Below are 26646 nucleotides of genomic sequence, written 5' to 3'. Positions count from 1 at the left end.
ATTCATTAATTTTACTAATTAAAGCACAAAATGTCAACATTACCATAATGTGTATGGCTTATAAGCTCACAATATGTATGGTTTATAAACCATATAAAACAAACAATACTATTTGCGATACTCATTGAAATTTCTCTTAATCTTATCCACTAATTCCGGATATTTTACAGAATGAAGATCAGGGTAGGACTTCAAAATTCTGCCTGATCCAAATAACGAGGTCTTGCTCAGATTTTTGTAAAGCTCCTGTCTCACAAGCTCGTACTGCTGTTTCATTTCAGCAAGCTCATGGCTAACCTCTTCTCTTCTAGCGGTTGCCATATCTCGCACATCGGCCTCAAATAACGCACTCTGAACTTTGTATTCATCTACATGTTCCTTCGTACTGAGAGCGTTCTCGCCAATCCTCGTGCTCAGCTCATCACTGAATTCCCGCATCGCCTGCTGCATATCGTCAAGCTTTCTGATTTTCTTGTTGAGTCCGAGCATTATCAGAACTGATACCACAAGATCTGAAGCAAATCCTGCATATGCAATTGCAAGCACAATTAAGCCCAGAGTCGACATAGAGAATCCGCCAAGCAGCGACTGCGTCAACGGATGAATGCGTCTCACAATAAACAGAATGCCAAAACCCCAGATAAGGCTAAACTCAAGGCATATATAGCCATGGTAGTTAAGAGGCTTCCCGGAATAGTCCCACCACCTGGCGTGGAAAACTTTGAGAAGCACGTAGCCGCCGATCAACTCAAGAAGTGTAGATAGAACCACGCCAAGCAAGAACACCTCTATGTCTGATGTCGTAGTACTGTGGCTGAGATCAAGTACATTTACAAGAAGAATTACGAATAACGCTCCAAACCCGTAAATCGGGCACACCGGTCCGTTGAGAAAGCCCCTGTTTACGACTAACCCCTTGCTTACCGCCTGATAAATCACTTCCGTAATCCACCCGAGAACCGAATACACAATAAAGAAAATTGCAATGTCTGTTATCTGATAGCCCCCTATCATCGTTCCCCCTTCAATCTATATAATCGTTAAATTGGTACAGGAGTCGTTCCTGACTATCACGCATTATACCATCTGCGCGCAGTTCTGCGTACCGTCCATCGTTGCGTAAGCACCTTGCTCTAACGTTATCTGTAAGGTTTTCATACATTATGTGCTTAATCTCAGATATAGCGGCTCTATCCGTAATCGGAAACGCAAGCTCGAAACGCTTATCCATATTGCGATTCATAAGATCAGCAGAGGATATATATGTGATTTCGTCATCGTCAGAACCGAAAATATATACGCGTGAATGTTCGAGGAACCTACCCACGATGCTCAGAATCTGAACATTTTCAGTATACCCGCTGACCCCGGGTAGCAATGTACAACTCCCTCTCACCAGCATGCGGATTTTAACACCTGCAACCGAAGCCTCCGCCAGCTTCTCAATGATGGCTCTATCCGTAACTGAGTTGACCTTAATGAAAATTCGTCCCGCAGAGCCTTTTTCTATTTCTCTATCGATCAGTTTAACGATCCCTTTGCGCAAGCTCCCCGGCGAAGCCAATATACATTGAAAAGAATCATCGATTATTCCCCGCACCGCATCGTCAAACAAACGCATCACTTCAAGTCCCAGCAAATGATTTGCTGTAATAACGGAAAAGTCAGTGTATTGCTTAGCTGTGCTCTCGTTGTAATTACCAGTACCGACTTGCGTAATAATCTCATTAGCGCCTGATTTGTTAAATGATTTCCTAAAAATTACCTGGCATGTCTTAAAGTGTGATTTGTAGCTCTTGGTACCATAGTATACGTGACAACCAGCTTCTTCCAGTCGTTTTGCCCAATTAATATTGCTCGACTCATCAAATCTCGCCCTGAGCTCGATGAGGACCTTGACGCACTTGCCATTGTGTGCCGCCTTGATCAGGTACTCATATATTCGCGGGTGGTTGGACAGCCTGTATATACTGATTCTAATCTCTTTGACCTTAGGGTGAGAGGAAGCCTCTTTGAGCAGCTCAAGCAGATTATCCATAGACTCATATGGATATGCATCTAAAATATCCCTGTCCATAGCACAAGCTATCACAGACTCACCGTTCCTGCAGTTAGACGGAGCAGCAGCAAATCGCCGATATGAATTTGCACTAACAGTCTTGCTCGTCAGACATTCCTGCAAATGCACGAGATGCTTAACCGTAGGTAGCTCCGAGCATTGTACAAGTTCATTCCCAGGCAGTGTAAGCGCCTCACAGAGTATCTCGCACAGTCCAGAGCTGCTGTAATCTGTGCACACAAAAGTCCCCACAAACTCAGAGTCGGTTCGCTTTTCAAGCATCTTGCGAATACGCTCTCTGGCTCCGGCTCCAAATTCGAACTCATCATATTCAAAGTCGATATCTGCATTTCTAAAAGCTCTGAAGGCAATACTTCCTCGTGGCACGAACGGAAAGCATATCCGGGCAATATATCGGTGCAGTATATCCATCGGCGGCAACAAGCTCATAATATCGCCACGACCAATCACAACGCCTTGAAGCCATGAATCAGGAAGCTCTACCAGCATGAGCGTCCGGTTGTTGTCCGCATCAGTGTCTATGAGGACATAAAACTTTCCGTCCTCAACCATTTCGGCAAGGTTACCTACCTCGACAAAATTAGGCTCTAACTCCCTGGCCAGCCTCATCATAAACTGACCATCAAGATACTGCGCAGTCTGTGCCTTTAAGCTGTCGGATGATTCGCGCGCAGCACCAATCTGCTTCAGGTCATCATAAATTTTGAGAAGAATCTGCTCGGCTGCTGCATGTATTCGCCTGATCTCCTTCCAGATGGAATTTATCTGTTCAGATGCGGTCATTCCCGACATTGAATCCCTGCTGAGGTGATCCACCCTGCTGAGGTGATGAAGGCTGCCCACGCGAACCCTTATAAATTCAGCCAGATTGCTCTCGTATATGCCCAAGAACCTGATGCGCTCCAGAAGAGGATTGGCACTGTTTCCGGCTTCGAGCAGAACCCGCTCATTGAACTTTAACCACGACAGTTCACGATTTTGCGTGTATCCCTCCAGGTATAGCTCACTCATTTACAGCCCCATTCAATTCCTCAAGCTTGTTCAACAGATAGCCCTCGCGCACGCCGGATTCGGACACTTTGATGACATCTGTTCCAAACCTATCCATTATCGTCTTCTGTATGCACATGCCGGTTACCAGTGTCTGTACTCTCTCCGGCTTGACCTTGAGCAACGTTTTTATAAATTTCTTTTGTTCTTTAAAATACAGCTCAAAGAGCCTGTCATACTCGACTCCGCTGAGGGTAGTCGTGTCCTTGCTCCTATCGAGAAGCTTATTTGCAAGCTTACACGTGGCTCTAACAGTTCCACCAACTGCATATATGTGTCCATTTGAGAGGATAATACCATCCGGAATATTAAGCCTGTTCAGCATACTCTCGGTATCCGCCTTGATGTCACGCAATTCCTCCTCAGTCGGGAAAATACCTTTGACGTGATTGTAGTATGAGTTGAGAGATCCGATAGGCATGGTATCCGCAAAGATGACCGTATCACCTGTAAAAAGCGACACCTCCGTACTTCCGCCTCCACAGTCGGTAAGCATCCCGGTAGCCTCGCCAATATCCTTCGTAATTCCGTAATAATCGTAAAGAGCTTCCTCTTTGCCAGAGATGACATTTACTTCAAAACCGGTTTCATCCTTGATACGCTTGATAACCGCATCGCGATTGCTGAGCTCCCTGAGGCTTGCAGTGGCAATTGCAAAGACCGTGACATGCGCCATCCCGTCTACGGCAATTCTGAATTGCTTGAGCGCATCAATCATGACTTCTATGCCCTCTGCGTTCATCTCGTCATCCTCAATGTAGCCGGCTAATCCACAGGATACCTTGTTGCTCATAATCTGGTTAAAAGAGTTGTCCTTCTCTATGTTGTATACAGCCATCCTCACAGTGTTAGAGCCGATATCTATAATTACATACATTAAAACGTCCTCTGTCCATATAATTTGTGATTGGTCCATTCATTCTAACAAAATACACTTTAAATATAAAGTTGAAACACAATTCCATATTAATTTTTTGTGTTTATGTTATAAACAAGAAAACGAGCACGCATCACTGCGCGCCCAGTCTCATCGATACGAATGATTATTCATAATAATCTGTATCTGCGGTACAGGAAACAATATCTGCCGCTTATTTATTTGTGCCAAAGTCCACCTTGACGTTCTCACGCTCAGCTGCGGCCGATACCTCGAACATCGGCTTTGACTCATAACCAAACATCCTGGCGATGATTGAAGATGGGAATACTCTGCATTTTACATTATATTTCTTTACCACTGCATTATAGTATTTGCGAGCACTTGCGATGTCGTTTTCCACAGACTTGAGCTGTTCCATAAGCTCTATAAAGTTTGTGTTCGCCTTTAAATCGGGATATGCTTCTGCAACTGCAAAAAGACTCCTTAGCGTACCGGAGAGTATATTCTCATTTTCCAGCTTTTCAGCAGTTGTAGATGAATTCCCTACAGCAGATCTTGCCGCAGTTACCGCCTGAAGTGTTTCAGATTCATGAGCTGCATATCCCTTAACAGTCTCCACCAGATTGGGGATCAAATCAAACCTCTTCTTGAGATAAACATCCATCGTGGAGAAAGCTTCGTCACAGCCTACACCCAGTTTAACAAAACCGTTATAAGTAGCGATAAACCACATAGCAAAGAGTACGACTACCGCTAAAATTATCCAAATTGCCATTTCTACACCTCATTCTTATATATTAAGTTATAAACGATTCAATTTATTCTATATTACACAGCTGTTAAATCACGTGTTTTTTACATCACTTAATTGTAAAATTACCGTGGCAGACACAAGCCGGCCGTATTCTACCAGGCACCTCCGCCTCCGCCGCCGGAGCCGCCTCCCGAGAAACCGCCGCCGGAAAAATCGCCGATACCGCCACCTCCGGAATCTGCATTTGCGGCAGCGATGCCGGAATAGGTGCTATGTTGAATGCTGTTCATCATCATGTTTATTCTCATGTAATCAAACACAGTCATATTATAATAGCTGTACCCTTCATGCTCAGGTATCTTGATATTATCAAACTTCTTAACCCATTTGCTAGTTAAGCCCAATACGTATGCATATGGCAGCACATCGTAGAAATATGACGGATTATCCGTAACAAGCTCATTGATTCTGTCTATTTCAGCGGTCGCAATGAACTCTTTGAAGCCGAGTATTTCACCGTAAATTTTGCGATTATATTCACTTCTGGCTTTTATCCCAACAACAAAGACAGGTATTAAAAGCGAATACAGTGCGAATATAAGGAATATATATGTAGGCGTCTCTTTTTTTCCAATCGCCGCCATCATTAAAATAAAGCCCGCAGTAAAAATCAAATAAAGGATAATCCATACAATTAAACCTGACGCACTCTTCACAGCATTCATAGATTTACGGTAATAGTAATGAGTCCTTATTTTACTCGTTATATATATCCATATCAGCAGGGTGAATATAAGCAAACCGCCTATCATCGCGACCACTGCACCGCTAAAATAAATCGGTAAATCAGACCTGTATATCCCAAGTGCCAATGTCACTCCATATCCAATGCATCCAATAACCATCGCAAGTTGTTCCATCACTAAAGAGCTGCCGGAGAATATGGACATTTCACCCGAATACTTATCCTCAATTTGACTGCAAATCGTATCGTATGCTTCTCCAATTGACTCCCCGGCTTTTTCAAGCGAAGCGGTTTTTCCTATGCTGCTCTCACTGTCACTGCCAAATAAAGACTTGTAGAATTTATTTACAAAGCCCGGTTCATTTACAGGTGCTTTTAAAGCCTTAAACTTTATAGCTTTTTTGTCTGAGCCTTCTTCTATTTGGATGTATCCCTTAGAAGCAAGATATAAATATAGCGATGTCACATCCTTCTTGTCAACCGCTCCGTCCGCTAAATATCCTAATTCCGCCGGAGTTATACCCTCAGGTGGATTGAACATCACCGGAGACACAATCTCTTTATTTTTATTTCTGCTTAGCCTTATAAAGGCAACAGTAGCAAAACAAGCAAGAACAACTATCGTGTTAAATATATTGCTCCAGGACTTGCTTCGTGCTCCAACCCAGTAGTTCTTTGGTGTTTTTACCAGCAAAGTGATGCCGGCTTTGGCAGGAATCATTGTGTCACTTGATTCAAGAGAATGGTTTTCTTTGTTATAATACCATTTATCATTATTATCACTGCTGCTGCCATAATGACCGGAATAGGCCTTAAACCCGTCGTATTTAAAATCATCCGGAAGCTTTACTCTTAGCTTTGAAGATAAAATAACAGTTTCCCATCCGGTAGGTAATACATCCACATAAATATTATTTTCAGAATTTCTCTGCAGATAATTTTCAATCCTATATTTAATCTTATATGTCTTCCTGCCATTGACATATCTGTCAGCGCTGCCTATCTTGATAATTAAATTGCCGTCTTCTTTTTTGACATCGTAATCATCACCTTCAACGCTGATATTTTTTATTTTATAATTGCCTGCAATTGGAATATTCCTTACTATACCATGCTTTTGAGTCTTGAAATCCACATCGATGGTCTCTGTAAAATCATACGAATAATCCTTGTTAACCTTTACGTCAACATCAAAAGAATTAGTAGCATAACCGTTAACATAATAATCTTCGTTAAAGCCGGACTCAAAGTCCTGCTGCTCGGATGATATAGACTTGGTATCATTGGACACATCCTCATCTGCATAAATAGGAGCAATACCACTGAAGGCAATTACGATAACGATCATAATTGAAAGAAGAGTCCTACGTAATTTGTTTCCTTGTATATTATCAAACATAGCTATAAAATCCCTCTATAATCGAGTGTTGTCAAACACTCCCTATCTCTCAACAATTCCCCTAACCAATGTTAACAAAGCAGCACATCAGCAACAAGCCGATGTGCTGTCAACTGAATACTATATTGAGTACTAGTTTTCTACAAGCTCTTTTCTGGAGAGGTTGATGCGATTCTGGTTATCAATCTCAGTTACCTTGACCTTAACCTTGTCGCCTATATTCATGACATCTTCAACCTTCTCAACTCTGTGATTTGCAATCCTGGAGATGTGCAGAAGGCCCTCCTTGCCGGGGAGAATCTCGATAAACGCACCGAAGCTCATGATTCTTTTAACTTCTCCCTCGTAAGTCTTTCCGACCTCAACGTCAGCTGTAAGATATTCAATCATGTCTTTAGCCTTAGCTGCACTTGGCTCATCAGAACTGTAAATGCTGATTAGACCGACATCATCATCTGAAATATCGATCTTGCATCCGGTCTCCTCAACAATCTTGTTGACGTTCTTACCTCCCGGTCCGATTACAAGTCTGACCTTATCCGGATCAACTCTCATGGAAATGCATCTTGGCGCATAAGGGGAAAGCTCAGCTCTCGGTTCAGCGATTTCCTCAAGCATGTTCTCAAGGATATGAGCCCTGCCGACTCTTGCCTGCTCCAGTGCCTGCTCCAGGATTTCTCTGGAAAGTCCATGAACCTTGATATCCATCTGGATTGCTGTAACGCCATCTGGTGTACCTGTTACCTTGAAATCCATGTCTCCGAGGAAGTCTTCCATCCCCTGAATATCCGAAAGGATAGCATATCTGCTGCTGCCATCAGGATCAACTCTCTCGATTAGTCCCATAGCAATACCCGATACCGGCTTCTTGATGGGTACGCCGGCATCCATAAGTGCTAAGCAGGAACCACAGGTAGATGCCATCGAAGATGAACCATTGGAGGAAAGCACCTCGGATACTACTCTAATAGCATATGGGAATTCCTCCTCGCCGGGAATAACCGGCAGCAATGCTCTCTCAGCCAGTGCACCGTGTCCGATTTCCCTTCTGCCGGGACTACGAGGTGGCTTAGGTTCACCTGTACAGTAGCCGGGAAAGTTGTACTGATGCATATATCTCTTGGTGGTTCTGTCGATATCAATGCTGTCCAAATCCTGAGCATCAGACAGGGGTGCAAGTGTTGCAACAGACAGAACTTGAGTCTGTCCTCTCTTGAACAGTCCGGTTCCATGTGTTCTAGGCAAAAATCCGGTCTCGGAGAATAGAGGTCTGATCTCTGTAAGCTTTCTGTTATCAGGTCTAACGCCCTCATCAAGAATCATAGCTCTTACCTGCTCCTTTTTGATAGCATATAGAACCTCTCCTACTTCCTTATCCCTGTCCTCGAAGAGTTCTGCAAAATGCTCCTGAGTATCTTCCTCGACCTTCTCCATATTTTCAAGACGTTCAAGCTTGTCGAAAGTCTTGATAGCAGCTACCATCTTGTCTGTCGCATACTCTCTGACTGCAGTCTCGACATCCTCTGCAGCCTTAAATAAAACATACTCCATCTTGTCTTTGCCGACTTCCTTGACAATCTCTTCGATGAACTCGCATAGCTGCTTGATCTCAACGTGAGCAAACATGATGGCGTCGAGCATATCACTCTCAGATACCTCCTTAGCTCCTGCTTCAACCATCATGATAGCTTCTTTAGTTCCAGCTACAGTCAGGTCGATATCGGAATTCATTCTCTGCTCATAGGTTGGGTTGATGACGAGCTCACCATTTACTCTGCCAACCTTGACGGAACCGGTTGGACCATCCCAAGGAATATCCGATGTAGCAAGTGCAACGGATGATCCAATCATTGCAGCAATTTCCGGTGAGCAATCGTGATCAACGCTCATTGCAACTGCAACGACAGAAACATCGTTTCTAAACCCCTTAGGAAAAAGTGGTCTGAGCGGTCTATCCATAAGTCTGGAAGTTAGAATTCCGTGCTCTCCCGGTCGCCCCTCTCTCTTGATATATCCGCCAGGAATCTTTCCTACGGAATACATCTTCTCCTCATAATCACAGCTAAGAGGAAAGAAATCAATATCCTGTCTTGGCTGCTTAGAAGCGGTAGCTGTGCAGTTTACTACAGTGTCCCCGTATCTTACTGTAACCTGACCGTTCGCCTGCTCGCATACCTTACCGAGCTCGAGCTGCAGCAGTCTACCGCCCAGTGCTGTTCTAAATGTGTGATAATCAGTGAATCTTCCCATTATAATTAACAACTCCTTCCTGTTAATCGTACTATTTTATTAATAAGATTCGCATTGCAAACCGCCCACAACGCGAACGGTCTCGGGAAAAAGATCCCTCCTATATACAAATAAGCGGGATAAACATCCCGCTTATATTGTCAGGTAATAATATTACTTTCTGAGACCCAGTCTGGCAATAAGAGTTCTATATCTCTCAATATCAGTATCTCTTAGGTACTTGAGAAGGTTTCTTCTCTGACCTACCATCTTGAGCAGACCTCTTCTTGAGTGATGGTCCTTGGCATGCTCCTTGAGGTGCTCATTGAGATCGTTGATTCTATAGGTAAGAATAGCAACCTGAACCTCCGGAGAACCTGTATCGCCTTCCTTATTAGCGTATTCTTTGATGATTTCCTGCTTCTTTTCCTTTGTAAGCATTGTTTCTCCTCCTGTTTTGTCATCCGCCCTCGCATCGCCGCCGTTCGGAGTAACGAGCAGCTGAGGTAAGGGTATAAAAAATTACCATGTAATACTATCATACTTGGAGTTGAACTGTCTAGCATTGTTGCTGCTAAAAACACGATTATTTGAGCGACTTGAGGTATGCCTTTACCTCGTCACTCACCCTGAAGCTCTCCCGCGCTTTCTGAATAGCCTTGCGGTGTGTCCATTCATGCAGCCTATGCTGCTCGATATACGGAATTGAAGCTTCATACTGCTTGGCAATCGCAGTGGCAAAATACCAAGCCTGCATCATTCTGACATAGTATTCGTCAGACTCAACTGTCGCTACCCATTCCAGATGCCGCGGGTTAAAAGCCTCATCAAGATAAAATTCCAGCAGTACTCCCATTCCAAAGCGCATCGTATAGGTATCGCCGGAATTGATCCACCTGCACACATCGTGTTCCAGCCTGTCAAGATTTCCTTTGAAGGCTTTCTTGAAGCTGAGCAAATCACACGTAGCCCAGTTATCGACATAAGGAAGAAATTTGTCTATCTCGCAGACAGCCTCTTCATAATCCGAGATATCGCAGATGATCATGCCATGCAGATTCATCTCGTCAAAATACTCGTGAGGAAGCTCGCTTATAAATTCTTGATAATCTCCCGACTTTATCAGTTCTTTAGCATACCTTCGAAGCATCGGAGTACGTACGCCTATCACGCGTGAAGCATCCACGTTTGGAATGAGCTTGCAGTGAAACTCCTTGTAGCCTAAATCCTGAAGTCCGAGCAGGTGTTCCCTGATTTCTTTGTTTGTCATGCTTATCCTCCTCGTTTGTCAGCATGTATGATTGAATTTATTGTATAAGCTCCGGTGTCAGTCAGATCTGATATATCGCCAACTGACTATGCCCCTAATTCCTCATAGTTATGTTATTTGCTACTAATTGTTTTAGTTTGCTGAATTGCGCTGCTCGCTCAATTGTTCGTTTCTGCGGATTTTCTCGTTGTTAAAGAACATCATGATATTGGCAATCAGCAAGAGCGCAACGACTATAAACGCAGCTGACTCATATAGCCTGCGTGTAAAGAAATCACCTATAATCGCGCCTACTATAAAAAACACGATACATCCGTAATAGTGAAGGGATTTCCTGATATATTGGTATTCCTTTGTTGCCAAATACATATTCAGATTCATAGTTCCTATCTTGAGGTTGCCTGTGCACATCGTCGTCGACATCGCATAACCGCGTATCTTGGCAAACGTGACTACCTGAATTCCGCACGTAAGCGAGATAAGAGAGTTTGCCAACAGGTTGTACTGCTGCGGTAAAAAAGCCGCTATAAACATCGCTACGGTCTCGAAAAAAATAGTGATCTGCCGCCAGTGCAGCTTAGTGGGTCTGTTCTTGCGCCTTATCTTGACATGCTGCGAAATCATAACCCCTACAGCAAACGACATAATTGGCACTAAATAATGGAAGATCCCCTGCAAGTTCTTGTTACCTATGCTGATTGCGAGAAGCACGATGTTACCGGTCTCTGCGTTTGCAAAGACTCCGCCCCTGCCGGTATACGAATACGCGTCCATAAACCCGCCGGAGATGGCGAGCACAACGCCTATCCTTATAGATTCTGAAGTCTCAAACTTCTGTTTCATCTATCCCCCCTTGGATATAACTAATAAAACTCTATGCAAACGGATTCCATTCCTCTTCAGCCGGTTCGGCTCCCACAGCCCTAAGCTTGTCTTGTTCATCGATCAGCATCGCTACAATCTCGGAGTTCTTCAGCCCGGCTGCCAGATCAACCAACTCCGCTATCTGTTCTGAACGAATCAGGCTTGCTCTAATCATATACCTTATAGCTCCGGCATTCGAGTGTCCGATCGCAAGACGCATAATTGTGTCACCATGCGTCTGAGCGTACTCGCTGATCAATACGCTGCCGTCAGCCTCCGCCGGTTCATCATCGCTGTGCTCTGCCATGTATGTCAGCACCGCCAAGTCTCTATGCGACGCCGGAAGTATACCCAGCCTTGCCGGACTAATGACAAGCCTCTCAAGTAACGGTGTCTGGTCAAATGCCGTCGCATCAATCTCTGATACACTATCAGGTATAAATATATCTCGCAGAGCATTGCATTCGAGGAACATATCTCTATCTATTCGCTTGACCCCACTCGGAAGTGCCACGCTTTCCAGCGCCCAGCAATTCTCGAAGACGCCGACTCCAAATTCCTCCACCTCTTCCGGCAGCACTATCTCCCTCATGCCATAGCACATTCTAAACGCATAATTCCCAATGCCGGTAATAGAAGCTCCCATCTCTACAGCCTTGATATTCCCACGCTCGGAAAAAGCCTTATCAGCGATTGAATACACGAAATTCGGAATAATGACACGTGATACGTTTTCGTCGTAATTTACAAGGGTATGTCCTGCTATCAGCTTTGGCATAGCTCCCCCCTTACTCGCCGATGCCGGCAATCTCGGAAGCCAGTTCCTGCTCCCTGTCGCTCATGATAAGGCGCTTGCTCCATCTCGAATATTCTTCGTTGCCGTGCCTAGCGAGAAAGCCTGCACTGAACTTATCCTCGGAGAGCGTTCTCACAAATATCGTCATCTCGTTATCGCTTTCAAAAGCTTTATCTATAAATACAAAAGCATTGCTGAGGCGAGTATTTACCGACTTGACGAGACTGTTGCGTTCATCGTTAAGCTTGCCCATCTCGGAGGTGATTATAGACGCTGCTTCTCCTATGCCTCCTACTATATGCTGTCTGATGTCGCGCATAGTCTGAATAGATTTTCTGGCAATGCGTTCGTTCATCCTTGATACAGAATGTGCCTTTTTGCTCTCTCTCAGCTCGTCGTCAATCTCTGCCGCTATGCTCTTCAGAATTCCGGCAGCGTCATCAATGCCGGCACCCAGAAGCTCGTCCTTATTAAGCTTAATCCTGTTCATAACCTCTTCAATTACTCCGGAGCGAACATATTCCTTTCTAAATTCGGACGCAAGCGCATCACATAGCAATCTCACGACGGTAATGCGCTCATCGAAGGATGCCCTTACCAGCTTGGAAGCCGCTTCATCTAAGCCCTTGCCTTCAAGTATACCCACGATATCGTATTCCCTGCGATATCGATAGAAAAGGTCATAATACGAAGTGAAGTCACGCGCTATGCGTTCATCCTGTATGTACTGGCTTACAAGCTCTATATTCACGTCTATATCGTTCTGCTCATATAAGTATATCATCTCGGATAAGTCAACCCAGCCTCTTGCTGTGACAAACAGCTTGCCGTCAACTGTAAGTCTCACGCTGTAGAAGTCATCTTTTTTGACACTCAGATAGTTGAGCACCGAAGCATGAACTGCATTTGTCCTTGCGTAAGCAAGCCACGGATCGAGCTCCGGTTCCACATCTATTCGCTTAAGCCGATCCATCGTAGCAAGGTCAAATTCTCTTGCCGAACTGTTGTACTCCAGTGGATTTCCCGCCGTTATCACAACCCAGCCCTCCGGCAGCCTGTGACGACCAAAGGTCTTCATTTGCAGGAACTGCAGCATTGAAGGCGCGAGCGTTTCTGAAACACAGTTAATCTCGTCGAGGAATAATATTCCCTCATGCTTGCCGGTCTCCTTCATCTTATCGTAGACACTGGCGATAATTTCGCTCATCGTGTACTCAGTAGTCCTGTAGGTCTCGTCTCCATACTGATGTTCAGAGATAAAAGGCAGACCGATTGCACTCTGTCTCGTATGGTGCGTCATCGAGTATGAAACAAGTGCGATATCCATCTCCTCGGCAACCTGAGACATGATCTCGGTCTTGCCGACACCGGGCGGGCCGACAAGGAACAGCGGTCTCTGTCTCTCTACCTGTATTCTATATTCACCAAATTCATCCTTTGACAGGTATGAAATAACTGCGTATTTCACCTGATTCTTTGCTTCCTGTATGTTCAAATTATCTCCCTTTCCACATGATTACGTACTTCACTCATCAAAATACACCTTCATTGCCCATGCCGGCACATCATCCGAATAAGCCTCATCATCTGCAAATATAAACGCTGTATCGTATGGAGGCTTGCGCTTCGGATATGTGCCCTTTCCATCTGTAAAATACAGCAGCCCGCGCAGATTGCGAATCTCCTTGTGCTGTATGAGCTCATTTATATAACGAAACACCGGGCGGAAGTCGGTACCCCCCAGACCCTTGATCTCGATATTTTGCAGAAAACTATTCACATCTTCTCTTGTGCGCAGCACCGTATCATCCTGTATCTCTGCGTCACATTGTATCACGTGGATATTGAATCTGTTGCCAAATATCTCAGAGCTGCCCAGTATCTCGAAGCTCTTGTCCACGAACTTCTTGACTAGCTCACCGTCCGTCGAACCGGACGTATCTATGGCAATGACCAGATCCCTGATGTTCTTTTCATCCCTGTACTCCAGCGGCTCTATCAGCGGCATATCCTTATACCTTTCTAAACCGTATGTGTACATGATGTAGTCGAATGCATTGTCATCAATCTTGAGCGTCTCGTGCATGGCTGCAAACTTTCTGAGAAATGCGCTGTAGTCAACCTGCTTCTCCTCCGCACGCCTAAGCTCCTTCTGCATGCTGCCGCCGGCTTCCCCGAACCCGGAGTCATCCATCTCAAGAGCTGTCTTGACCATATCTCTGATCTTGTCCCAATCCTGATCTGCCCGCAAAGCAGCACCGTCAGCATTGCCATCGTTCGCATCAGCCTCATCCACTCTTTCAATCTCAAGCTCGTTTATATCATCTGGGCTTGAATCATAATCTGAATTTTTATCGTATAAATCAGCATCCCGATTGCATTCTCTTTTTACATCGGAGCTGTCTGAAACTTCAGAATCAGCCATATCAATGCTATGATGAACATCTCTGTACCAAAATCTGTGATCGTCCACGGTAAAGAGATCCGTCATGGTGTTAATCTCTGCCTCTATTGGTGGGTCATTAAGAAATGACCTGTACAGCCTGTCAGCCGACAGTCTGCCGCGCTTAATCCTTATTTTATGCAGCTCATCACGCCGCTCGCTGCTTGCCGGTGTATTGAAGCAGCTGAGCCCCAGCGACTCGATAAGCTCTTCAACGGCAATGTCTGCGGCCAGATTCCAGTATCTCATGTTAACTCTGCCCGTTACGAAATAGTGCTTGAATACGCAGTGGAGCAGGATATGCATATAGTCGTGTGTAAAACACGATAATCCATGCTCAGCTCTGTCGAAAATGACGCGCGGATTATAATACAGCTTTGAACCATCCGTCATAAGCGTATTCACAGCTGCGTCTCCAAGACAAACTCCCTTAAGCGCAAAAACAGCAGAGTCCATAAACCGCATACCTCCGACAATTTTGTCCTGTGCTGCGGCTATAATTTTCTCTGCTAAAAGTACCTCTTTATTATGTTCTCTATCTATACGATTATCACTACCCGGGTTATTCGATACCATGAAATCTCCTCGCGGACTTGATATCATCGGCAATTTGCACGGCAAGCTGCTCTATTGAATCGAACTTAATCTCAGGTCTCAGCAGCTGCAGAAATTCGATCTTCACACTTTGGCCGTACAAATCATGGTCAATTCCAAATATATTGGTTTCAACAGACTTCTCATACTCACCTATCGTAGGCTTCGTCCCAACGTTTGAGATGCTGCAATATGACTTGCCGCCGATCGTCGTCCGCGTAAAATATACTCCGTTAAGCGGTGCAACCTTTCGTTTACTCAGCCGGACATTAGCCGTCGGGAATCCAATAGCGGAACCGATATGGTTGCCCTGAACGACTATACCGCTAATGCTGAAAGGCCTGCCCAGAGCTTCATTAGCCTTGACAAGGTCTCCGGCTTCGACAGCGCAACGGATATACGTCGAGCTTACAACCTCTCCGCCCACCTTTACCGGCCGGATTACTCTTGTTTCATATCCGTAGCCGACTCCTAGCTGCGACAAAAGCTTTTCATCCCCACTAGCCCTTGCGCCAAACCTGTAGTTAAAGCCACAAGATACACCCTTGGCGTTAAGCTTATCACATAGAATCTCTTTAATGAATACCTCAGGAGACATATTCATTGTAAATTCATCAAAGGGAACATCAAATACGACATGTATGCCGGCTTGTTCGAGTAATTGCAGCTTCTCTTCATCGCCGGAGATGAAGAGAATTTTGTCTCTCAACTCAGCGTCACCGGCAAACAGCTCCCGCGGATGATTGGAGAAAGTAAAGCAGGCCGGAACAGCTCCGAGCTTTCCGGCCAGATCTACAGCCGCATCCAAAATCTGCTGATGCCCAATATGGACTCCATCAAAGTTCCCGAGTGCGACAGCAGTCGCAAATTCAATATTAATATCTGCAAGTGATCTATACACCTTCATATTAATCTCTGTTACCAATTACCTTTTCCGGTTTTAAAACGCCATCCTCAAGCATACGACAGGTTCCGAGAAATTCTCCATGTACGTCATAAAGCCTGTACAAATCCGGAAAGATATCCCCGTCATTCGCATTTTCAAAGGAATCACTGCCTGCTGAAGAATAATACCGAGGTTCAATCTTCCTGCCATTAAAATAAAACGGTTCGCTCCCCTCTTTCAGCACCAGCTTCCTGAGGTTGATAATAGTCGAGTCGCAATCTATTACTATTTTCTCCAGTTCCTCATCGTTCATCGCCAGCACATCATCGAGATTATAGGCATCTACAATCTCAAATACCCCGCTTCTCGTCCTTTCAAGCTTAGTCATCACTGCACCTGTACCGAGAAGCTCGCCTATCTCTGCACAGATGCTCCTTATGTAGGTGCCCTTCGAGCAGGTTACGGTGAAGGAAACCTTTCTTGTGGGAATATCAATGCTCGTAAATGCAAAGCTGCGGATTTCAATCTCGCGCTTTTTGGAGTCGATGTCGATCTCCTGTCCCTCACGAGCATACTTGTAGAGAGGTCGACCGTTGATTTTAAGAGCGGAATACCTTGGCGGAATCTGCGTTATAGTGCCTCTGTACATAGGCTCAAGTGCGAGAACATCCTCACGTGTAACTCCTGCAGCCGAACGCTCTTCGACAACTTCACCGGTAGAATCGAGCGTATCACTTACCTTCCCCAGCTCAAGCTCGGCCTCATAGGTCTTCCAATCATGGTCGTAATACTCGATAATTCTCGTCGCCTTACCGTAACATACAGGAAGAACTCCCGTCGCCATAGGATCGAGAGTTCCCGTATGCCCCACACGCTTGATGCCAAGCCTACGCCTAAGCCTGGCAACCACATCATGCGAGGTGTAGCCCTCAGGCTTGTTAATATTGATAACACCGCTATTTTTCATCATTTGCCCTATCAAGCTCTGCTTCGAGAGCCCTTGAAACATCAACAACCGCTTCGTCTACAGTTCCTTCAAAGGTAAAACCCGCAGCCCGCACGTGTCCACCGCCGCCGTAGCTCTGCGCGACACGTGCAACATTGGCATAGGACTTTGCTCGCAAACTGACTCTGACAGTGTTCGCATCCGTTTCCTTGAGTATACAGCCTATCTCGACACCATCAATGCTCATGAGCTTCTGAACTATTCCCTCAGACTCACTCATATCCGTGTCGGTTTCATCAAGGAGCTGTCGGGTGACTGCACCTATCGCAAGCTTGCCGCCAGCACACACCTTCATGCCGGAAATCACTCTGCCTTCAAGCTGAATTGAACCGAGCGATTGTCTGTTGTATAGCAGCTGAGTGATTTCGTTTCCGTCAAATCCATCAATGTCGTAGAGCTCACTGACAATTACATGAGTCCTGGCTGTAGTATTTGAATGCTGAAAGCTGCCAGTGTCCGTATTTATGGCTGCAAATACACATCGCGCGATAGGCAGAGTTATCTCAACCCCCATCTCCTTGGCTATAAGATACACCAGCTCCGCAGTCGCTGCCGAACTAGGTTCAATAACGCCAAAATCAAAAGCAGTATCCTGCTCTGAGACACCATGATGATCGATAACTGCCTTTACCCTGCCTCTGTCAAAGACAGCCGCACGGTCTCCGATTCTGCTCCTACTGCCGCAGTCGACCAAAACTGCGAGGTCATACTCATTAAAGACATCCTTGTTGCTGGTCAATGTACCGCTCTCCAGAAAGTCAAGATTCCGCGGAGTCTTGCCATCAGCGACAACATACGCTTCCTTTCCGCTGTTGCGCATCATCTGACACAGTGCAGCGGCAGAACCGAGGCAGTCGCCATCCATATTTTCGTGAGGAAATATCAGAATCTTTTCTGACTTAAGCAGATTATCAGCGATTTCCAGATAAGTGTTATTAGTCATTTTTATTACCTTCCGGTTTGTTGAATCCATCAATAATCTCATCGATATGTCTGCCGTATTCCATGGATGAATCCAGCTTGAAGTTCAGCTCCGGAGCGTGCCTCAACTTGATATCATGGGAAATTTTGGTTCTAAACAAGCCCTTTGCACTGTTAAATGCAGTCAGAACTTCCTTTGCAACTTCTCGGCTGTCTTCATCAGACAGCGTAAGAGGTGTGAAATAAACGGTAGCATAGCTCCCGTCGCTAGACACCTCAACCGCTGAAATTGTTATGATTCTGGCAGACAATCTAGGATCCTTAATTCCGTTGAGGAGATAACCTGAGATACACTTTTTTATCTCCTCTCCAAGTCTGCCCTGTCTGTAATTTCTACCCATATTACCTCTCTATTTCCACCATGTGGAAGCACTCGATAATATCACTTGGCTTGATATCATTATATGACTCTATACCCAGACCACACTCATACCCCTGAGCAACCTCCTTTACGTCATCCTTAAATCTGCGCAATGACGAGATAGTGCCCTCGTGTATTACGATTCCATCTCTTACGAGACGAATCTGTGCATTTCTCTTAACCTTACCCTCGATGATGTATGCACCACCGACGATTCCAAGGTTAGGAACCTTAAATATCTCTCTGATCTCAGCCTTACCGAGTATTTCTTCTTTATACTCCGGATCAAGCATACCCTTCATAGCGTTCTGTACATCATCGATGATGTCGTAGATTACACGGTACGTTCTGATTTCAATTTCTGCATCATCCGCACGAGTCTGAACTGCCGTAGTAGGTCTGACATTGAAGCCTATGATGATAGCTCCGGAGGTCTCTGCGAGCATTACATCAGACTCAGTAACAGTACCGACTCCGGAGTGAACTACATTTACACGCACGTCAGCTGTGTCCAGCTTCTCAAGCGACGATATGATAGCACCGACAGATCCCTGCACGTCCCCCTTGATGATGAGGTTGAGCTCCTTGGTCTCGCCCTCCTGAATCTGGGAGAACAGCTTCTCCAGAGTTGTGCTTGAGTTCTTGGCAAGTATATCCTCTCTCACCTTCTCCTGTCTGCTTTCAGCGATTTCTCGAGCAACCTTATCATCCTTAACGGCGTTGAAGGAATCTCCCGCCATTGGAACATCCGAAAGTCCCAGAATCTCAACAGGTGTAGCCGGGAGAGCCTTTCTGATTGTCTCACCGCGGAAGTTCGTCATAACCCGTATTTTACCGGATGTTGTTCCGGCTACTACACTCTGACCGGCCTTGAGTGTACCGTTGGTAACGAGCAGAGTAGCGATAGGTCCCTTGCTCTTGTCGAGTCTTGCTTCGATAACAGTACCCATAGCGAGTCTGTCCGGATTTGCGCGCAGCTCCAGCACCTCTGCCTGCAGCAGAATCATCTCCAGCAGATCAGTTATCCCTTCGCCCTTCTTGGCTGAAACCGGAACGCTGATCACATCGCCACCCCAGTCTTCAACGAGAACTCCGTGATCGGCGAGATCCTTCTTAACTCTATCTATATTTGCACCCGGCTTATCAATCTTGTTGATAGCTACGATGATAGGAACATTAGCTGCCTTTGCATGGCTGATAGACTCAACTGTCTGAGGCTTAACGCTATCGTCAGCCGCAACTACAAGCACTGCGATGTCAGTAACCTGTGCGCCTCTAGCACGCATAGTCGTAAACGCTTCGTGTCCCGGAGTATCGAGGAATACAATTTTCTTGCCGTTGATCTTGACCTCAGAAGCACCGATGTGCTGTGTTATTCCTCCGGACTCACCGGCTGTAACATTGGTGTTACGGATAGCATCGAGCAGCGAAGTCTTGCCGTGATCAACGTGCCCCATTACAGTGATGATCGGTGCGCGAGGTTTGAGTTCGCTTTCCTTATCCTCGTGCAGATCCAGCCCTTCCTCAACGACCTCCTCATGCTCTTCGGTCACGACAACCTGTATCCCCAGATCCTCAGCCAGCATTTCAATCGTATCCTTGTCGAGAGTCTGATTCACAGTTGCCATGATGCCCAGCTTCATCAGAGACATGATGATCTTGCTTACAGATATCTCGGCCTGCTCAGCCAGACCGGCAACGGTGATTGGAGCTGTGACTGCAACAGTACCTTCCGGCAGCAGCTCTTCAATCTCAACCTCAGGCTCCGTAACCTTTGGTGCCTTTTTCTTTCTATGCTTAACCTGCTTCTCGAGGTTTCTCTCATCGAAGAAGCGTGAACGGCTCTTTCCTTCGCTACGTTTTTCGTGCTTGAACTTATCTCTATCCTTGTCCTTATCCTTGTCGAAAAACTTCTTGCTCTTGCCCTTCTGCGGCTTATCAACCATAGGTGCATCTGCACGCGATGAACTCTGTGGCCTGGAAGAATTTTTCCCTTGTCTGGACTCGGAGCTCTTGCCGCCCTGTCCGTTTCGATCGTTTCTCCTGCCCCCACGTTCAGCCTTCTTGCCGTCTTTCTTGTCACCGGACTTCTTGCGTGAGCTCTTAGACTCTTCCTTAGGAGCTGTTGACGCGTCGAAAATCTTCTTGAAGCGCATTGGCTTATTAGGAGCATTTTCGTATGGTTCATCCTTCTTCTCTGACTTCTTATCTTTAGCCTTTTCCTCTGTTTTGGCAGCCTTCTTAGATACTTCCTCCGACTTCTCACCATTGTCTGCAGCTTTGACCTTCTTCGCGGGCTTCTTGTCTTCAGCCTTGCTTTTCTTGATCTTTGGCGCCTTTTGGGGTTCATCTGCAGCAGCCTCAGCCTGTACCTTCTCCTTGCTGCCAGAATCCTCTACAGCCTTAGCTGACACCTCTGCAGCCTTGTCAGCTGCAGCTTCTTCCCTGCGTGGCATTGGCTTTCCCATAGGTGCCTTAGGCTTGTGTGCAAAATCCTTGTTAATTATTGGAGCCGCCTTAATTTTAGGCTTATTGCTATTTTTGTCGGACTTGGAATCCAACCCCTTGAGCTTGCTAAAGGTATCGCTCAGTCTGTCAGCGTCCTTCTGAGCAAGATTAGTGCGCTCGGTCTTAACCTCAATTCCCATCGTATCAGCGGCCTTCTTGAGCTCCTGATATGACACTCCGAGTTCTGTCATAAGCTCATTAACCTTTTTTGTCATCCGCTACCTCCTTGTTCTCTCCAGTATCTCGTCGAGCAGTTCGTTCAAGCTCGTGTCATCCAACCCTTTGCGAAAAGCTCTGTTGAACGATCTACTCTTACGAGCAGCTTCGATGCACGACACGTCTCTGCATAAGTAGACGCCTCTGCCCTCATCATGTCCCGTTTTATCTTCGTAGATTTGTATGCCGCGGCATGTAAATCTAAACATCTCTCCTTGTGGATGTGACTCCTTGCAGCCGATACACCTGCGCATCGGTTCTCTATTGTCATTTAGAGCCATATCTCTACGCTTCCGTACCGGCTTCTACTTCGGCTTCAACCTCAGCAGGAGCTGCAGCCTCGTCAGCTGCCGGTTCTGCAGCAATCTGACCTTCTGCCGCAGGACTCTTATCCGGCTGTTCTACCTCATTAACAGCATTTTCCGATGAGTCATCCTCGTCCTCATACTCTTCAAACGCGAAGCCACTCTCCTCCAGCTGAGCCTTGCTCTTGATATCGATCTTCCAGCCGCTTACTCTTGCTGCGAGCCTTACGTTCTGGCCTTCTCTACCGATAGCAAGCGACAGCTGCTGCTCCGGAACAACGGCTGTAGCCATCTTTTCCTTCTCGCTCACGTAGTTGATGTATACACCTTCAACCTCCGCCGGTCTGAGCACGTTGCTTATTAGAATAGCCGGATCCTCATCCCATACGATGATATCAATCTTCTCTCCAAACAGCTCATCTACGATATTCTGAACTCTGCTTCCCCTGTTGCCGACACATGCACCGACAGGATCGACATTCTCATCGTGCGAATATACGGCAATCTTGGTTCTCGAGCCTGCCTCGCGAGCTACTCCCTTGATTTCAACTGTGCCGTCTGCAATTTCCGGAACCTCAAGCTCAAACAACCTTCTAACTAAGCCGGGATGCGATCTCGAAAGGAATATCTGAGGACCTTTAGTAGCTTTCTTGACATCTATTACGTATACCTTGATGCGATCCCCTACGTTGAAAGACTCGCTCTTCACCTGTTCGGATAGAGGCAGAATACCCTCGGAATTTCCAACCGACAGGAACATAGTTCCGTTGTTGATTCTCTCAATCTTGGCTGTGATGATTTCTCCCTGCTTGTTAACGAACTCATCGTAAGAGTTGCGTCTCTCAGCTTCTCTGATTCTCTGCACTACTACCTGCTTAGCGGTCTGTGCAGCGATGCGACCAAAGTCCTTAGGGTCCACCTGATACTCAATGATGTCACCCAGCTCATATCTGGAGTCGTAAGATCTGGCCTCCTCTAGGGAAACCTCCATCATGTCGTCCTCTACATCCTCGACGACCTCCTTGCTCATCAGAACAAGAACCTCGCCATCCTCGCGATCTACCGAAACCCTGACATTAGGGTAGTTGCCGTAGTTCTTTTTATATGCGAGTTCTACAGCATCCTCAATCGCAGTGATAATGTCTTCTTTTGAAATGTTTTTCTCACGCTCAAGTTCAGTGAGAGCATCCAAAAACTCTTTATTCATCGAATCCTCCTAAAATATTACTGCTAAATTTATCTTGGCAATCTTATCAGCAGGTATCACGACTTCACGTCCTTCAACCTCTACAGTTACTCTTTCATCTGTACGACCGAGCAGTCTGCCGGCAAGCTCTTTGCGACCATCAATAGCTGTGTATAGCTTGACTTCTACATCTCTGCCCTTAAATCTCTCATAGTCAGAAGGCTTCAACAGCTCTCTATCCAATCCCGGCGAGGAAACCTCGAGTGTGTAGCTTCTCTCGATGAAGTCCTCTTCATCCAGCCTGTCGCTGAGGAAGTGCGTAACATCTTCGCACTCGTTGATGTCTACATACTCCGAATCACAGCCTATTGGCTTGTCCAGATATATGCGAAGCTTCCAGTCCTTGCCTTCTTTCTTATACTCAATGTTATATATCTCAAGCTCCTTGTCTGCGAGATACTCATCCAGCAGGCCTTCAATTCTTGCACCAACATCCTGTTTTGCCATAATTCCTCCCGGGAAAAAGTCATAACATAAGTGAAAGAGTGGGTTGCCCCACTCTTTCGCTCCCAACGTCCGCATGTATGCTATCATATAAACCTTAAAATTGCAAGTTTTTCTACATATTTCTACATATCAAATATAGATACCTGGGCGCTGTCGGGAAGATCATCGAAGACTCCGCATGCCTTGAGGTCCTCAATATTGGAGCTTGACAGCTTAGTCTTGCGCTGCACCTCATCAATAGATAGGAAAGGAGCATCCTTGTACGCCTCTGCCAATGATATAGCAGCACTCCGTCCAACGCCGGTGACAGCCATAAAAGGAATGTTGATCCTGTCATCCACAACATTGAACATGCACGGGTCTGAAACTCCCAGCTCCGGCATTGAGAACTCACATCCGCGAGATAGCAGCTCATATATCACCTCATATACGACCTTGAGCTCCTTCTTTTTAGCTGAGCTGGTATCGTCATCGTCAGAATTAAGCGCATTCATAGCCGACTTTACGGCGTTTATGCCTCCTCCGGCGACATTCACATCAAAGTTGTCGATTTTGGTGGACAACCATGCGCAGTAGAACGCGCTAGGATAGTATACCTTGAACCAGGCCATCCGAAGAGCCATTATTACGTAGGCTGCAGCATGTGCACGTGGGAACAGATATTTTAGCGTCCTGCACGACTCAACATACCAGTCAGGAACACCGTGTTTCTTCATGATATCCAGCTCATCCTGCTTGAGCTCTCGGTTCTTACGGACATCCTCCATTATCCTAAACGCATTGCTCTTGTCCACGCCCTTGATAATCAGATAGTTCATGATGTCGTCACGACATGAGATTAGCTCCTCGATGGTCGCAACACCGCTTTTGATCAGATCCTCGGCATTGTTGGTCCACACGTCAGTGCCGTGCGAGAAGCCGGAAATCTTGATGAGAGCGGAAATTGTCTTCGGCTGAATGGCATCCAGCATGCCTCTGGTAAAGTTGGTTCCGAACTCAGGAATACCATACGTTCCGTGCTTAAACTCGTATTCGTCCGGATCCAGTATGTTGAGCGCATCGATGGAAGTAAATATGCTCAGAGTTTTCTTGTCAGCTATGTCTATCTTGAGTGGGTCCACCCCTGTCATGTCCTGCAGATGTCTAATCATCTGCGGAACATCGTGTCCGAGGATATCCAGCTTCAGCAGGTTCTTATCTATCTTGTGATAATCGAAATGTGTAGTTATAAACTCCGCATCCCTGTTGTTAGCAGGCTTCTGCACCGGACAGAACTCGAATATCTCGCGGTCGGCCGGAACAACGATGATGCCTCCCGGGTGCTGACCGGTAGTTCTCTTGGTACCTGTGCACCCATTTGCAAGGATGAGCTCCTCCGAGCTGGAAAAGGTCTTGCCGGTGTCCTCCTCATACTTCTTAACATATCCAAAGGCAGTCTTTTCAGCGATAGTTGCTACTGTTCCGGCCTTAAAGATATTCTTCTCTCCAAATATCTCGCCCACGAACTTATGCGCAATCGGCTGATATTCGCCGGCGAAGTTGAGGTCGATATCAGGCTCCTTGTCCCCGTTAAAGCCCAGGAACGTCGCAAACGGAATGTTGAGTCCGTTCTTGTCCATAGGGGTACCACATCTGACACATACCTTGTCAGGCATATCAAAACCGGTGTCGTACACATCCAATTTCTTTGTAAACTCCAGCTTGTGACACTTAGGGCAGATATAATGCGGCTCTAACGGATTAACCTCAGTGATCCCGGCCATCGTAGCTGCAAACGATGAGCCGACAGAGCCTCTGCTGCCTACCAAGTAACCGTCTTTATTTGACTTTTCAACCAGCAGCTGTGCCGCAACGTACATGACCGCATATCCGTTGCTGATGATAGAGTTGAGTTCAGTGTCCAGCCTCTCCCGAATCTCTTCGGGAAGCGGCTCGCCGTATATTCTCCCGGCATTTGCGTAGCAGGTGCTCCGCAGCGTCTCATCCGCGCCGTCGATGCTTGGCGGGCATTTCTCATCAGGGACCGGTTGAAATTCTTCAGTCATCGCAGCGATGAGATTCGTATTATCAATTACTATCTCCTTAGCTCTTTCCCCGAGGTAATCGAATTCCTTGAGCATCTCCGCAGTAGTTCTCAGATACAGCGAGTTGGAATTTGTATCGCCAAATCCAACTCTCGACATAACGATGTTGCGATATATTGCCGACTCTTTATCCGGATAATGGGAATCTGTAGTAGCTACGACAGGCTTACCCAGCTTATCGGCCAGCTCCACAATCTTCATATTGAGATCGATTAAATCCTGTTTGGATGTTACATTGGGATACCTGTCGCTGTTTATCAAGAAGAAATTGTTGCCGAGAGGCTGAATCTCAAGGTAATCGTAATAAGAAGCAATCCGGAGCAGTTCATCATCACTTGCACCCTTAAGCACTGCCTGAAATACCTCGCCAGCCTCACAGGCGCTGCCTATAATCAGCCCATCTTTGTATTTATCCAGCACTCTTCTAGGCAGCTGCGGTCTCCTGTAGAAATAATCAATATGAGTATACGAAACTATCTTGTATAGGTTCTTGAGCCCGGTCAGATTCTTGGCTATGAGGATAATATGATAGGTATTTCTTTTCTTGCTCAGATTGATATTTCCATTCTCATCGTAAGCATCGTCATCGGGATATAGATATCCCTCCATACCGTACAGGATTTTGATTTTTTTACCCTTTTTGGCGAGCTTCTTGGCAGTATTAGCCGCATCTGGAAACGACTGCACAACGCCGTGATCTGTTATGGCAATCGCCGGTTGACCCCAATCGGCAGCCTGTTTAACCATCTCATCGACATCGTTGAAACCGTCGTTTTCGCTCATCCTGGTATGAGCATGCAATTCCACTCTCTTGTCGCCATCATAGGTTTCAACTCTCTTGCTCTTTATCCCTCTATTGATGCTGTTAGCAATCATCACATTTTCGTGAATATAATCGTCATATCTGATATCTCCCTGTACGATTATAGTATCTCCGGCGGAGAGCGATTCACTGACAGTCTCATACTCCTGCTTGCTCTTGATAAATGCCTTGACCGCAGCTGCACGAGGTCCCTTATTAATCCTAAGCGTCATAACCCAGAAATTCTTCTTTCTGGTCTCTTTGATTTCCATTTCAAAGACATCGCCGGAGATGGCAACCTTTGTGCGGGCACCTGAAATCTCGGCAAGATTTTCGTACGATGTCTCGGCCATCGTGATTCTCTTGCCTAAAATTACCCCATCGCTTACAGGCTTAGCCTTTTCAGTCGGATTGGCTCCGCTCACGGCTAAGCACGGCTTGCAAGCTCCGTAGCTCTCGTCGTAAAAATAGCTGAACTTGACATCAGTGATATTTCCAAGAGTCTTTATAAGTCTATCCTTCATCTTGTGCTCCAGCTGAGGCCTGACATCGAAATTGGTCAGCACGTCGAGCTCCAGCACGAGTCCTTCTCTATCGAGTGAAATATGCTTAAAAGAAAGTGTTAACTCTTCAGCAGGCCTACCTGCAGATGCGCTCACCTCTTCGGGCATCAGAATTCCATCAGGTATATCAATCATAT

General features: G+C 46.0%; 21 protein-coding genes. All 21 read right to left on the bottom strand.

Annotated features, from left to right (window positions below):
• Positions 1–108: 108 nt before the first annotated feature.
• The 21 genes from HMPREF0581_RS05250 to HMPREF0581_RS05150 all read right to left on the bottom strand — a co-directional run bounded on the left by HMPREF0581_RS05250 (position 109) and on the right by HMPREF0581_RS05150 (position 26644).
• Positions 109–1014, bottom strand: a complete 906-nt coding sequence (locus tag HMPREF0581_RS05250; RefSeq protein WP_036380994.1) for a putative ABC transporter permease — start codon at positions 1012–1014, stop codon at positions 109–111.
• A gap of 10 nt (positions 1015–1024) precedes the next feature.
• Entirely contained in the window at positions 1025–3091 is a 2067-nt protein-coding gene (gene ppk1 / locus HMPREF0581_RS05245) for a polyphosphate kinase 1 (RefSeq protein ID WP_036380991.1), read from the bottom strand.
• A complete protein-coding gene (locus HMPREF0581_RS05240) occupies positions 3084–4007 on the bottom strand; it encodes a Ppx/GppA phosphatase family protein (protein ID WP_036380988.1) in 924 nt (307 codons plus the stop codon). The genes ppk1 and HMPREF0581_RS05240 overlap by 8 nt, the downstream gene beginning before the upstream one ends.
• A 214-nt stretch (positions 4008–4221) precedes the next feature.
• Positions 4222–4785 carry a LemA family protein gene (locus tag HMPREF0581_RS05235; RefSeq protein ID WP_009644833.1) on the bottom strand — a complete coding sequence of 188 codons (564 nt, stop codon included), beginning with the start codon at positions 4783–4785 and terminating at the stop codon, positions 4222–4224.
• Between the two features lie 131 nt (positions 4786–4916).
• A complete protein-coding gene (locus HMPREF0581_RS05230) occupies positions 4917–6908 on the bottom strand; it encodes a DUF2207 domain-containing protein (protein ID WP_036380985.1) in 1992 nt (663 codons plus the stop codon).
• A gap of 132 nt (positions 6909–7040) precedes the next feature.
• Positions 7041–9158, bottom strand: a complete 2118-nt coding sequence (locus HMPREF0581_RS05225) for a polyribonucleotide nucleotidyltransferase (protein ID WP_036380982.1) — start codon at positions 9156–9158, stop codon at positions 7041–7043.
• Positions 9159–9311: 153 nt separating this feature from the next.
• The gene (gene rpsO / locus HMPREF0581_RS05220) at positions 9312–9578 is read right to left on the bottom strand and encodes a 30S ribosomal protein S15 (protein ID WP_009644797.1); all 267 of its coding nucleotides are present in this window, start codon (positions 9576–9578) and stop codon (positions 9312–9314) included.
• Between the two features lie 145 nt (positions 9579–9723).
• Positions 9724–10407: a DNA alkylation repair protein gene (locus HMPREF0581_RS05215; RefSeq protein WP_084645354.1), complete on the bottom strand. Its 684-nt coding sequence runs from the start codon at positions 10405–10407 to the stop codon at positions 9724–9726.
• Between the two features lie 132 nt (positions 10408–10539).
• Positions 10540–11250: a YoaK family protein gene (locus HMPREF0581_RS05210; protein WP_036380976.1), complete on the bottom strand. Its 711-nt coding sequence runs from the start codon at positions 11248–11250 to the stop codon at positions 10540–10542.
• Positions 11251–11281: 31 nt separating this feature from the next.
• Complete coding sequence (locus HMPREF0581_RS05205) at positions 11282–12049, bottom strand: leucine-rich repeat domain-containing protein (protein ID WP_036380973.1); 768 nt, start codon at positions 12047–12049, stop codon at positions 11282–11284.
• Positions 12050–12059: 10 nt separating this feature from the next.
• Positions 12060–13562 (bottom strand): ATP-binding protein, encoded by a 1503-nt coding sequence (locus HMPREF0581_RS05200; protein ID WP_036380970.1) that lies wholly within the window; start codon positions 13560–13562, stop codon positions 12060–12062.
• A gap of 30 nt (positions 13563–13592) precedes the next feature.
• Positions 13593–15086 (bottom strand): vWA domain-containing protein, encoded by a 1494-nt coding sequence (locus tag HMPREF0581_RS05195; RefSeq protein ID WP_036380967.1) that lies wholly within the window; start codon positions 15084–15086, stop codon positions 13593–13595.
• The gene (locus HMPREF0581_RS05190; RefSeq protein ID WP_036380964.1) at positions 15073–16011 is read right to left on the bottom strand and encodes a bifunctional riboflavin kinase/FAD synthetase; all 939 of its coding nucleotides are present in this window, start codon (positions 16009–16011) and stop codon (positions 15073–15075) included. The genes HMPREF0581_RS05195 and HMPREF0581_RS05190 overlap by 14 nt, the downstream gene beginning before the upstream one ends.
• A 1-nt stretch (position 16012) precedes the next feature.
• The gene (gene truB, locus HMPREF0581_RS05185) at positions 16013–16960 is read right to left on the bottom strand and encodes a tRNA pseudouridine(55) synthase TruB (RefSeq protein WP_036380961.1); all 948 of its coding nucleotides are present in this window, start codon (positions 16958–16960) and stop codon (positions 16013–16015) included.
• On the bottom strand, positions 16947–17939 hold the full coding sequence (locus HMPREF0581_RS05180) for a DHH family phosphoesterase (RefSeq protein ID WP_009644608.1): 993 nt from the start codon (positions 17937–17939) through the stop codon (positions 16947–16949). The genes truB and HMPREF0581_RS05180 overlap by 14 nt, the downstream gene beginning before the upstream one ends.
• Entirely contained in the window at positions 17932–18318 is a 387-nt protein-coding gene (rbfA, locus tag HMPREF0581_RS05175) for a 30S ribosome-binding factor RbfA (protein ID WP_009644646.1), read from the bottom strand. The genes HMPREF0581_RS05180 and rbfA overlap by 8 nt, the downstream gene beginning before the upstream one ends.
• 1 nt (position 18319) lies before the next feature.
• Complete coding sequence (gene infB, locus HMPREF0581_RS05170) at positions 18320–21061, bottom strand: translation initiation factor IF-2 (RefSeq protein ID WP_009644859.1); 2742 nt, start codon at positions 21059–21061, stop codon at positions 18320–18322.
• A gap of 3 nt (positions 21062–21064) precedes the next feature.
• The gene (locus tag HMPREF0581_RS05165) at positions 21065–21343 is read right to left on the bottom strand and encodes a YlxR family protein (RefSeq protein WP_009644786.1); all 279 of its coding nucleotides are present in this window, start codon (positions 21341–21343) and stop codon (positions 21065–21067) included.
• Positions 21344–21347: 4 nt separating this feature from the next.
• Entirely contained in the window at positions 21348–22574 is a 1227-nt protein-coding gene (gene nusA, locus HMPREF0581_RS05160; protein WP_009644713.1) for a transcription termination factor NusA, read from the bottom strand.
• Positions 22575–22583: 9 nt separating this feature from the next.
• On the bottom strand, positions 22584–23060 hold the full coding sequence (locus tag HMPREF0581_RS05155) for a ribosome maturation factor RimP (protein ID WP_036380957.1): 477 nt from the start codon (positions 23058–23060) through the stop codon (positions 22584–22586).
• Positions 23061–23182: 122 nt separating this feature from the next.
• Positions 23183–26644, bottom strand: coding sequence for a PolC-type DNA polymerase III (locus tag HMPREF0581_RS05150; RefSeq protein ID WP_009644638.1), 3462 nt, complete (start codon positions 26642–26644; stop codon positions 23183–23185).
• Positions 26645–26646 lie beyond the last annotated feature (2 nt).

This window comes from Mogibacterium timidum ATCC 33093, assembly GCF_000525775.1.
Lineage (GTDB): Bacteria > Bacillota > Clostridia > Peptostreptococcales > Anaerovoracaceae > Mogibacterium > Mogibacterium timidum.
This window is presented reverse-complemented; position numbering and strand designations above follow the sequence as displayed.

Coding starts and splice junctions, on each gene's coding strand:
- rpsO (WP_009644797.1), bottom strand. CDS start 9,578: ATGCTTACAAAGGAAAAGAAGCAGGAAATCATCAAAGAATACGCTAAT.
- ppk1 (WP_036380991.1), bottom strand. CDS start 3,091: ATGAGTGAGCTATACCTGGAGGGATACACGCAAAATCGTGAACTGTCG.
- HMPREF0581_RS05225 (WP_036380982.1), bottom strand. CDS start 9,158: ATGGGAAGATTCACTGATTATCACACATTTAGAACAGCACTGGGCGGT.
- HMPREF0581_RS05210 (WP_036380976.1), bottom strand. CDS start 11,250: ATGAAACAGAAGTTTGAGACTTCAGAATCTATAAGGATAGGCGTTGTG.
- HMPREF0581_RS05235 (WP_009644833.1), bottom strand. CDS start 4,785: ATGGCAATTTGGATAATTTTAGCGGTAGTCGTACTCTTTGCTATGTGG.
- HMPREF0581_RS05150 (WP_009644638.1), bottom strand. CDS start 26,644: ATGATTGATATACCTGATGGAATTCTGATGCCCGAAGAGGTGAGCGCA.
- HMPREF0581_RS05165 (WP_009644786.1), bottom strand. CDS start 21,343: ATGGCTCTAAATGACAATAGAGAACCGATGCGCAGGTGTATCGGCTGC.
- HMPREF0581_RS05195 (WP_036380967.1), bottom strand. CDS start 15,086: ATGGTATCGAATAACCCGGGTAGTGATAATCGTATAGATAGAGAACAT.
- HMPREF0581_RS05205 (WP_036380973.1), bottom strand. CDS start 12,049: ATGCCAAAGCTGATAGCAGGACATACCCTTGTAAATTACGACGAAAAC.
- HMPREF0581_RS05240 (WP_036380988.1), bottom strand. CDS start 4,007: ATGTATGTAATTATAGATATCGGCTCTAACACTGTGAGGATGGCTGTA.
- HMPREF0581_RS05250 (WP_036380994.1), bottom strand. CDS start 1,014: ATGATAGGGGGCTATCAGATAACAGACATTGCAATTTTCTTTATTGTG.
- HMPREF0581_RS05190 (WP_036380964.1), bottom strand. CDS start 16,011: ATGAAGGTGTATAGATCACTTGCAGATATTAATATTGAATTTGCGACT.
- HMPREF0581_RS05230 (WP_036380985.1), bottom strand. CDS start 6,908: ATGTTTGATAATATACAAGGAAACAAATTACGTAGGACTCTTCTTTCA.
- nusA (WP_009644713.1), bottom strand. CDS start 22,574: ATGAATAAAGAGTTTTTGGATGCTCTCACTGAACTTGAGCGTGAGAAA.
- rbfA (WP_009644646.1), bottom strand. CDS start 18,318: ATGGGTAGAAATTACAGACAGGGCAGACTTGGAGAGGAGATAAAAAAG.
- HMPREF0581_RS05180 (WP_009644608.1), bottom strand. CDS start 17,939: ATGACTAATAACACTTATCTGGAAATCGCTGATAATCTGCTTAAGTCA.
- HMPREF0581_RS05215 (WP_084645354.1), bottom strand. CDS start 10,407: ATGACAAACAAAGAAATCAGGGAACACCTGCTCGGACTTCAGGATTTA.
- HMPREF0581_RS05155 (WP_036380957.1), bottom strand. CDS start 23,060: ATGGCAAAACAGGATGTTGGTGCAAGAATTGAAGGCCTGCTGGATGAG.
- infB (WP_009644859.1), bottom strand. CDS start 21,061: ATGACAAAAAAGGTTAATGAGCTTATGACAGAACTCGGAGTGTCATAT.
- truB (WP_036380961.1), bottom strand. CDS start 16,960: ATGATGAAAAATAGCGGTGTTATCAATATTAACAAGCCTGAGGGCTAC.